Source organism: Mesorhizobium sp. M7D.F.Ca.US.004.03.1.1 (assembly GCF_003998635.1).
GTDB lineage: Bacteria > Pseudomonadota > Alphaproteobacteria > Rhizobiales > Rhizobiaceae > Mesorhizobium > Mesorhizobium loti.
Map to the genome: position 1 here is coordinate 1 of NZ_RZQG01000149.1, position 9,609 is coordinate 9,609.

Genomic DNA, 9,609 nt, shown 5'->3' on the forward strand with positions numbered 1-9,609 from the left:
AGATTCCGCAAGATGCTGTTGAGCTGCATCATCAGCCGGCCGAGCAGCATGTTGAGCCGCAGCACCAGCGACAGCGTGAAGGCGACAGCGCCGACGGTGATCGAGCCCTCGACCCAGAGATAGACGGCAAAACAGCCGATCGCCGTGATCATGATGCCCGACAGCGTCGTCAGCGCCATGCGCACGCCGGTCAGCCGACGGGTGAACGGGCGCAGCGCGTCGAGATAGATGTCGAAGCCGTTCCTGATGTAGCGGTCGTCGCCATCGGCCGAGAACAGTTTCAGCGTCTGCACGTTGGAATAGGAATCGACGATGCGGCCGTTGATCATCGAGCCTGCTTCGGCCGTGGCCTCAGCATTCTTGCGGATCGCCGGCAGATAGAGCTTGGCCAGCAAGCCGAAGGCCACGATCCACACCACCACCAGCGCCGCCAGCCGCAGATCCAACCCTGCCACCAGCGCCAGCGTCGTCACCGTATAGACGAGCATGAACCAGACGACCTCGATGAAGCTTTCCATCAGGTCGCCGGTCGCCTGGCCCGCCTGCCAGACTTTTGTCGCGATGCGGCCGGCAAAATCGTTCTGGAAGAAGGCGTAGGACTGGCGCGACACATGCCGGTGCGCCTGCCAGCGCACCAGGTTGTAGAAACCGGGCGTGATCGTCTGTTCGTCGACCAGCGCCGATAGGCCGACGACGATGGTGCGGATGACCAGCACCACCGCGATCATGAACACCAGTTCAGGGCCTGCGGCGTTCCACAAAGCGTGCCAGCTGCGCTCGGCGGGAAGCTGGTCGAGAATATCGACCAGCCGCCCGACGAAGTAGAACAGGCCGGCCTCGACCAGCGGCGCGATGCCGCCGATGACCAGCATGGCGAAGAAGGCGAACTTCGCCTGGCCGACATAGTGCCAGAGAAAGCCGCCGACGCTGGTCGGTGGCCGAAGATTCGCTGGCTCCCTGAACGGATAGACCCAGTTCTCGAACCAGCGATAGACAGCAGTCATCATTCGGCAGCTTGGCCCTTTGCAAGTTCGTCATTGGCGGCGTCGGCGGGACCGTCCTCAAGCAGGAACCCGCCCGACTGGCGCTGCCAGAGCTGCGCGTAGAGCCCGCCCTTGGCGACGAGTTCCTCGTGCGAACCTTCCTCGATGACACGGCCCTTGTCCATCACCACCAGCCTGTCCATCGCCGCGATGGTCGACAGCCGGTGCGCGATGGCGATGACGGTCTTACCTTGCATGAGCTTGTAGAGATTCTCCTGGATCGCCGCCTCGGCTTCGGAATCAAGCGCCGAGGTCGCTTCGTCAAGGATAAGTATAGGTGCGTCCTTCAACATAACGCGAGCAATGGCGATGCGTTGCCGCTGGCCGCCGGACAATTTGACGCCGCGATCGCCAACATGGGCATCGAAGCCCTTGCGGTCTTTGGCATCCGAAAGCCCCGATATGAAATCCAGCGCCTCGGCGCGCCCCGCTGCCTCGACAAGCAGCTCTTCCGAGGCGTCGGGCCGGCCATAGAGGATGTTCTCGCGCACCGAACGATGCAGCAGCGAGGTGTCCTGCGTGACCATGCCGATCTGGGCGCGCAGCGAATCTTGCGTCACATCGGCGATCTCCTGGCCGTCGATCAGGATCTTTCCGCTCTCCAGGTCGTAGAAACGCAGCAGGAGGTTGACCAGCGTCGACTTGCCGGCGCCCGAACGACCAACGATGCCGACCTTTTCGCCCGGCTTCACCGCGAGCGACAGGTTCTCTATCACCCCCTTCTGCTTGCCATAGTGGAAGCGGATGTCCTCGAAGCGTATCTCACCCCTGGAAACGGCGATGTCCTTCGCGCCCGGCTTGTCCTCGACCAGGCGTGGCAACGAGATCGAGGCGATGCCGTCCTGCACCGTGCCGATATTCTCGAACAGGCCCGACATTTCCCACATGATCCATTGCGACATGCCCCACAGCCTGAGCACCAGCCCGATGACCACGGCGACCGCGCCGATCGTCACCGACTGGCCGAGCCACAGCCAGAGCGCCATCGCCGTGACCGAAAACAGCAGCAGCGAATTCATGATGTAGAGTAGGCCGAAAAGCACCGTCACCAGCCGCATCGACCGGTAGACCGTCTGCAGGAAGCCGGCCATGCCTTCCCGCGCAAACGACGCTTCGCGGCGTGCATGGCTGAACAGCTTGACCGTCTGGATGTTGGAGTAGCTGTCGACGACGCGGCCGGTCATGGTCGAGCGCGCATTGGCCTGCTCCTCGCCGACCTTGCCCAGCTTCGGGATGAAATAGCGCAGCAGCAGGATGTAGCCGACCAGCCAGACGCCAAGCGGCGCGGCCAGCCGCCAGTCAGCCGAACCGACGATGACCAGCATGCCAAGGAAATAGACGATGACGTAGTTCAGGACATCGATCAGCTTGATGACGCATTCGCGCACGGCGAGCGCCGTCTGCATCAGCTTGGTGGCGATGCGGCCGGCAAACTCGTCCTGGTAGAAGCTCATCGACTGCTTGAGCAAATAGCGGTGCACCTGCCAGCGGATGCGCATGGGATAGTTGCCCATAAGCGTCTGCTGGTTGAGCAGCGAATGCAGCCATACCGTGCCCGGCAGCGCAAACAGCACGATGAAGGCCATGCCGGCGAGCTTCCAGGCTTCCGTCTGCAGGAAGGTTTCGCGATTCTGCCCCGACAGCCAGTCGACGATGCGGCCGAGGAAGCCGAACATCCACACTTCCGCAATCGCGATGGCCGTCACCAGCACCGCGTCGAGAAGGATATAGGGCCACGCGCCGCGCGTATAATGCACGCAGAAGGCAACCAGCGTCCTGGGCGGCTCGACCGGTTCCGCCGCGGGGAACGGATCGAGCCGTCTTTCAAACCAGCTAAACAACAACATAGGTCATGCTCACAAATCTGTTTTCCGCTTATGCGGCACGGGAGCGTACGAAGTCTCCGGAACCCTTGGCGTCGAGGGCCGACGGTCCGGAATCATCCGGACCGTCGGCCCTGCTTCGCGCAATATAGGGGTTCGCAGGCTTTTCGCCGACAGGCGCGCCTGACGATCCTGACGACACGGTGCTGCCAACCCGGTTTTTCGCGCCCGGCCTGATCAAACGAATGATCCGGCGCACCAGCGACGGCCGGCTCGGGTCGGGAACCGCGCGCGAAAAATCGACATCCGGCAGCATGCCGCGATGCGGCCGGCGGCGGACCTCGGCATGAACGGCCGACGAGTAGGTGTCGCCGATCAGCAGCGCCCAGGTCGGCAGTCGGTGGATATGCAGGCTCCTTGAGCCGGGTATTCTGTAGGGATCGAACATCGGTCCGTCCTCCGTGTGAAAATCGAGATAAAAAGGCGAAGCAATTTCGTCCGCCGGCATTCGGCCGGAGGCACGCATTGCGTCAGTCTGGACACGATAAGCATCGGTCTGGACAGGTTCAGGTGGGGCGCTCAGCCCTTTTGACTTTTTGAAAAACATCGCAGGATTCCTTCGAGAGCCGAAAAATCGTTTCGGCGGGAATCGGTGCGATCAAGTCTTAGAGAGTCAGGAGAATCGTCGTACCGAAACCGCCGGCAGGCAGGTAAGCCCACGAGAGGGGCGCTGGATGTACATGGCCATCATGAATTTCCCCTCCATCGGTTCGAGTTGACAATGCTGGGCGTATACCCGACTTCGCAGAAAATGGCCACCCGCAGGTCCAGCAAATTCCAAAACCGCGAGCCCGCTGTGGCCGATCTGCCACTTATTAGAAGGACGCGGAAATGAACTGTTGTCTCCGCATCGCGCTCTACCAGCCTGACATTGCCGGCAACACCGGGACAATCCTGCGCTTCGCCGCTTGCCTCGGGCTCGGCGTCGACATCATCGAACCGGCCGGCTTTCCGCTCTCCGACAAAGCGCTCAAGCGAGCCGGCATGGATTACCTCGAAATGGCTACCCTGACCCGGCATGTCGATTGGCACGCCTTCGAGGACTGGCGCAAAACTGGCGCGCGCCGGCTGGTGCTGCTGTCGACCAAAGCCACGACCCCTTACACCGGCTTCACCTTCGCCGATGGCGACATACTTCTGTTCGGCCGCGAATCGGCAGGCGTTCCGGATGCTGTCCATCAGGCGGCGGATGCGCGGCTGACCATCCCCATGCAAGGCGCGGCGCGCAGCATCAACGTCGCGCTTTCCGTCGCCATGGTGGCGGGCGAAGCCATCCGGCAGCTCGGATAGGATCCACGTCCCATCCATAACACCGTGCTTGCCGTCGCCGACGACGGTGGTTTCTCCACTCATTCTCACCCAGGCGCACATCGCCTTCTCCTGCATTTGCCCAATCAACATTTCTTCGCTACAAGCTCAACTTAACTTGAGGTCAAGCGGAAAAATCAGGGCAGAAAAATCAGGAATGGCACCAGTTACGGAGTTGACAGTCGGCCAGGTGGCCATGCGCAGCGGGGTGGCGGTGTCGGCGCTGCATTTCTACGAGGCCCGTGGCCTGATCCGCAGCCACCGTACATCAGGCAACCAGCGCCGCTACGGCCGCGACGTGCTGAGGCGCGTGGGGATCATCAAGGTCGCGCAGGAGGTCGGCATCTCGCTGGCCGAGATCGGCACAGCCCTGGCATCGCTGCCCGAGGGCCGCACGCCGACGCGCGATGACTGGAACCTGCTGTCGACCGCCTGGCGCGACGGGCTCGATCACAAGATCGCCCAGTTGAAGAAATTGCGTGACGGGCTGACCGACTGCATCGGCTGCGGCTGCATGTCGATCGACAAATGCCCGCTGCGCAACAAGGGGGACAGGCTGGCAAGGGAAGGCACGGGGGCGAGGCGGCTGTTGGTAGAGTCCTAATCCGCCACCGGCAACCGCCTGATGGTGAACTCAATCAGGTCGCCCGGCCGCTCGAACCAGCTTTCGATCTCGGTCCAGTAGGCCTGCTTGGGAAAACGCTCGAACCATTCCTTGGCCTTGAGCCGCGCATCGGAGCGCGGCAGCACGAAGGTCTCGCGCAGGAAACCGTCGCGCGGCATGCGCGCGCGCTCAGCCCGGCTTTGGTCGAGCCTTTTCTTCAGGCCATCCAGCGGCGGTCTTGCCGGGGTGCGCACGAAACAACTCCTTGCACCGTAATGACACTTGACCCTGTTCCCTAACAGATTAGGGATCGCGCCGGCAAAAGACGAGTCATTTGTAGGACTCGCCGCCCCAACCGGAGACGGCACTTGGAACGACCTGAAATACCGGCAGGCCTGCCCGCCGACATCGAACAGAAGAAGATGAAGGCGCGCCTATGGTTCGAGGCGCTGCGCGAACGCATCTGCGCCACCTTCGAGCAGATCGAGCAGGATCTTGGCGGGCCGCTGGCCTCGTGGTCACCTGGTCGTTTCGAAAAGACGCCATGGGAACGCGACGCGGGCAAGGGCGGCGGCGGCACCATGTCGATGATGCACGGCCGCGTCTTCGAGAAGGTCGGCGTCCACACCTCGACCGTCCATGGCGAGTTCTCACCCGAATTCAGGAAGCAGATGCCCGGCGCCGAGGAAGATCCGCGCTTCTGGGCATCCGGCATTTCGCTGATAGCGCATCCCTGGAACCCCAACGTTCCGGCCGTGCACATGAACACGCGCATGGTCGTCACATCTAGCCAATGGTTCGGCGGCGGCGCCGATTTGACGCCGGTGCTCGACCGCCGCCGCACCCAGGACGATCCCGACACGGTCGCCTTCCACCGCGCCATGCAATTCGCTTGCGAGAAGAACGCCGCCGTTGCCGACTACCCGAAATACAAGGCCTGGTGCGACGAGTACTTCTATCTGTCGCACCGCAACGAGCCGCGCGGCACCGGCGGCATCTTCTTCGACTGGCTGCATTCGGGTGAGGACAAAGGCGGCTGGAATGCCGATTTCAACTTCGTCCAGGATGTCGGCCGCTCTTTTCTCGTCGTCTACGGCCACCTCGTGCGCGCTAACTTCAACGAGAACTGGACCGACGGCGACCGCGACGAACAGCTCATTCGCCGCGGCCGCTATGTCGAATTCAACCTGCTTCACGATCGTGGCACCATCTTCGGGCTGAAGACCGGCGGCAATGTCGCGGCCATCCTCTCCAGCCTACCACCCGAGGTTCGCTGGCCGTAACAAAATGGTGAGCGCGGCGTGAGCCGCATTGATGTCCCATTCGTTCGAAATGGGCACGGAATGTGGTACACGGTGCGGCGAAAAATTTCTTTTTCGTCTAATAGGCTATTGAAAAGACTGGTCTATTTGTGGCGCCGGGTCGGGAAGCGCCGGCGGTTCGCCTGCGCGCAATTCCAGGAAAGTGCGAAACGGCTTTCCGACCGGAATTGCGTCAAGGCAAAGCGAGCCGCGACCCGACGCGACCGGACGACCCAAGACGATGCGGGACATCTTCGTCAAAAAGATACCCGCCTTTCCAGGAGTACTTCGCAATGCGCAAGATCATTGTTTCGGCTGCCGCCGCTGCCCTTCTCGCTTCCGGTTCGGTGGCATTCGCCGCCGTCAAGCACACCACCGGGACGATCAAGACCTTTGACACGACGGCCATGAGCCTGGTCCTCGATGATGGATCGTCTTTTACGCTTCCCAAGACCTTCAAGGATCCTGGCCTGACGGTTGGTGAAAAGGTCCGCGTCTCATGGGATATGAAGGGCAAGAACAAGGTCGCCGAGGCCGTCAAGGTCGAAAAATGACGGCTTGCCTGCCAGAGCAGGATGAGACGATATCCGGTCCTGTTTCGGGGTAGCGTAAGAGGGCGGAGCAGCGCTGCTCCGCCTTTTCGCCGTTGACTGCAACCAATGCCACCCCATTTGTGTTATGCTGTTCTCCCGCTCGCGGCCCCAGGATCCGATCTCGGATTTGGACCGTGAGCCAAAAAAGTGTCGGAGCCTCAGGCTCCACGGAGGAAAAGGAGAAATCCCATGAAGGAATTTCACTGCGGGTCGCTTGTTCCCGGCTGTGACTGGCACACGCGTGCCGACGAGGAGGCCGAGGTCATGCGCCGTGCCGTCGAGCACATGCGCGAGACGCATGGCGAAACGGTGATCCGCGAGACGATGATCGAGGCGATCCGCTCGCGCATCGAGAAGGCCCGCGACGCGGCATAGCATTTGCGCGGCCTCGGGTCTGTCAGCTCAAGATTAAGTGTAAGCAGATAAACAGCATTGGGCGTGACGCCCGCGCTTGGCGTAGACGCCTTCGCGGGCGGTCTGATGCATGCCACCCCAAAGTAGCCCCCGTATTGGGACAGCGACATGCATGAAGGCAAGGCCGTAAAGCGCCGCACATATATCCGTTTCCACACGTCGCGATTCAGACCCTGCGGGGTTAGAAAATTACATTTGCCTCAGCTAAAATAAACCCTGCGGTAACTGAACCCGTGCGACTGTCAGGCTGACAATCCGGGCTACAGTGGGCTGCAAGAGAAGCCCGTCGCCACCAGGCACTGGTCCGGAATCGGTGGGGCGAGGTGTTTCGCGCATGCGCGAAAAGTCCGGCAATCGGGTGAGTTTCCGCACGACCGCGCTCCTGTTGTGCGCGCTCCTTGCCGCGTCTCCGGTGATTGCCCAGGAAATGACGACATCGCTGGTCGACATCCATCAGGGCTCGCCGCTCAGTGACCGCGCCAGAGGGCTCGGCGACGGGGGTTATGAACTGCAGAATGGAAACCGGATATCGTTCAACCAATGGTACCGGGCAAGCTGGGTCGACATGCACGTGGACCTGCTGACACAGATCACGGAGGATACCGGCATCCTTTGGGGATTTGGGACCGGAGAAGCGGGCGAGAAGTATCGGATCGAGCCCAGCCTCAAGCTTGGTTTCCTCACTCAGATGCATCCGAGTGCCAACAGCACTCTTTCCTTGTCGCTCACCACGACCGTCGGCGGCAATCTCACCGAAAAGTCCTGCCAAGCCGACTATGGTGTTTTGGGCACCTACGGCGTCAATTGCCGGCTCGCTGCCAGCGAGATGGCGCCGGAGGAAACCTTGAAATATCTGGTTAACGCTAAACCGGAGAGGCAGCATCTCTGGCTGAACTACCGTGTTACCTTCTAATCGCGAGGGGGCGTGCATGAAATGTCACCCAGCTGCCGGAAAGTCGCGATAGTGCGTCCTAGCTCTTGTTTGAACCGGGGTAAGAACATGTCAAATAATCGTTGGAAGTTCGGTGTCGCCACGGCGCTCGCCCTTCTGCCGGCATCGATGGCGGCGGCGCAAGACGCTGTTGGTCCCGATCCGCTGTCGGCGCTTTGCGTCAGCGATCAATCGAGCGCTTCCATCTGTCTGAGCGCTACCCTGCCTACAACCCCATCGCAGACTGTGCAAAACTGGATGAGCCCCGATGTCGGTGCCGCCTGGCGTGCTGGCTACAAGGGAAAAGGCGTCACGATCACGATCGTCGACGACTTCTCCAGCACATCGCGCTTCTCAGGTAATTTCGGCGTCGGAGTTCAAACCCAGCGGCACGGCGAATGGACGCGCGAGGAAGCCAGCATGATTGCGCCCCTGGCAACCATAAGGTCGAAAGACTTCTCCACAGCTTCGTCCGTCACGCTGGCGCCGGGCCTGAACGTGCTCAATCTGAGCTATGGCATGTACGCCAAGGCGGGCTACAGCGCGAACCAGATCGGATGGAGCGCCGAGGAAGCTTCCATCATCTCCTACGCCACCAAAGGAACGGCGGTGGTTTCGAAGGCCGCGGGCAATGACTCGGTTGCCGTGGGCGGTATCACGGGCGGTCAGCAGGACTATCTCGACCTCGCTTTGATCGGAAAGACGTCCGCGATTTTCGTCGGCGCGCTCAACGCGAACGGCACAACGTCAAACCCGACCGGGATGGCCTGGTACTCCAACACTGCCGGCTCCAATCCGCTTGTGCAGAGCCATTTCCTGGTCGTAGGGGTCGCGGGGGACAAGACAGGCCTTTACGGCACCTCCTTCGCCGCACCGATCATTTCCGGTTACGCGGCGATCGTGGGCAGCAAATTCACCAAGGCAACGCCGACCCAGATCACCAACCAGTTGCTCAATACGGCCCGGACCGACACGCTGATTGGCTATAGCCCCTCGGTCTATGGCAAGGGCGAGGCAAGCCTTTCGCGCGCCCTGGCTCCCGTATCGATCAAATGAACGGTACCGCCATTAAGGGCGAAGTGCTTCCGCGGCGCGTTCAAGCAACGCGCCGCGATCAGACGTAAATCCCGCTTCAACCCATTCCGCTTCCAGATTCCTGAGGATTTCGCCAAGTTTCGGCCCTGGAGTTGCACCGAGCGCAGTCAGATCGGCACCTTTCAGCGGAAACAACGGCTTTTCCCATTTGGCGGCGAAGGCAAGCAGGCGCGAAAAGCCACCGGCTTCGAGCAACGCCGCATTGTCCTCGACGGCGCGTACCCTGGCTGCCGCGAGCGACAGCCGCAGACGGTCGGCAAATCCCTGCCGGTCGCCCCGATAGAGCCTTTTCGCCAGCTCGCTCTCGGTCGTCTTCGGCTCGACGGCGGTGGCAAGCGCCCAGTGGCGCAGGCGATCCGCTTCAGCCGTCGAAAATTTGAGTCGCTCGGCGAGCACCTTCATACGCGCCGCATCCGGCGGCACGATCGCCTCCAGCC

General features: G+C 61.4%; 11 protein-coding genes and 1 pseudogene. 7 read left to right on the forward strand and 5 right to left on the reverse strand.

The genetic code is table 11. The annotated features are described in order from the left end of the window. The 3 genes from EN935_RS11505 to EN935_RS11515 form a co-directional block, all read right to left on the reverse strand. On the reverse strand, window positions 1-1,007 hold a 1,007-nt coding region (locus tag EN935_RS11505; protein WP_164771086.1), incomplete at its 3' end, for an ABC transporter transmembrane domain-containing protein. Beyond that, entirely contained in the window at window positions 1,004-2,890 is a 1,887-nt protein-coding gene (locus EN935_RS11510) for an ABC transporter ATP-binding protein (protein ID WP_126070182.1), read from the reverse strand. The genes EN935_RS11510 and EN935_RS11505, both read right to left, overlap by 4 nt. Before the next feature lie 28 nt (window positions 2,891-2,918). Then, on the reverse strand, window positions 2,919-3,314 hold the full coding sequence (locus EN935_RS11515; protein ID WP_109661269.1) for a hypothetical protein: 396 nt from the start codon (window positions 3,312-3,314) through the stop codon (window positions 2,919-2,921). Window positions 3,315-3,757: 443 nt separating this feature from the next. Between EN935_RS11515 and EN935_RS11520 the strand changes: the two genes are divergently transcribed. Then, on the forward strand, window positions 3,758-4,216 hold the full coding sequence (locus tag EN935_RS11520) for a tRNA (cytidine(34)-2'-O)-methyltransferase (RefSeq protein ID WP_127264811.1): 459 nt from the start codon (window positions 3,758-3,760) through the stop codon (window positions 4,214-4,216). Between the two features lie 175 nt (window positions 4,217-4,391). Continuing rightward, entirely contained in the window at window positions 4,392-4,838 is a 447-nt protein-coding gene (soxR, locus tag EN935_RS11525) for a redox-sensitive transcriptional activator SoxR (RefSeq protein ID WP_127264810.1), read from the forward strand. Here the strand turns inward: soxR and EN935_RS11530 are convergent. Next, on the reverse strand, window positions 4,835-5,092 hold the full coding sequence (locus tag EN935_RS11530; RefSeq protein WP_027030665.1) for a hypothetical protein: 258 nt from the start codon (window positions 5,090-5,092) through the stop codon (window positions 4,835-4,837). The genes soxR and EN935_RS11530 overlap by 4 nt on opposite strands. Window positions 5,093-5,206: 114 nt before the next feature. On the opposite strand from EN935_RS11530, the gene hemF reads away from it, so the two are divergent. The 5 genes from hemF to EN935_RS41415 all read left to right on the forward strand — a co-directional run bounded on the left by hemF (window position 5,207) and on the right by EN935_RS41415 (window position 9,133). Continuing rightward, window positions 5,207-6,121: an oxygen-dependent coproporphyrinogen oxidase gene (gene hemF, locus EN935_RS11535; RefSeq protein WP_127264809.1), complete on the forward strand. Its 915-nt coding sequence runs from the start codon at window positions 5,207-5,209 to the stop codon at window positions 6,119-6,121. 311 nt (window positions 6,122-6,432) lie between these two features. Continuing rightward, window positions 6,433-6,693 (forward strand): DUF1344 domain-containing protein, encoded by a 261-nt coding sequence (locus tag EN935_RS11540; protein WP_127373328.1) that lies wholly within the window; start codon window positions 6,433-6,435, stop codon window positions 6,691-6,693. A gap of 228 nt (window positions 6,694-6,921) precedes the next feature. After that, window positions 6,922-7,107 (forward strand): DUF1059 domain-containing protein, encoded by a 186-nt coding sequence (locus EN935_RS11545; protein WP_109659722.1) that lies wholly within the window; start codon window positions 6,922-6,924, stop codon window positions 7,105-7,107. Window positions 7,108-7,480: 373 nt separating this feature from the next. Beyond that, entirely contained in the window at window positions 7,481-8,059 is a 579-nt protein-coding gene (locus tag EN935_RS11550) for a hypothetical protein (protein ID WP_109659720.1), read from the forward strand. Between the two features lie 69 nt (window positions 8,060-8,128). After that, entirely contained in the window at window positions 8,129-9,133 is a 1,005-nt protein-coding gene (locus tag EN935_RS41415) for a S8 family serine peptidase (RefSeq protein ID WP_245488928.1), read from the forward strand. A gap of 12 nt (window positions 9,134-9,145) precedes the next feature. Here the strand turns inward: EN935_RS41415 and EN935_RS11560 are convergent. Next, window positions 9,146-9,609: pseudogene (locus tag EN935_RS11560) on the reverse strand (CCA tRNA nucleotidyltransferase); the annotation flags it as partial.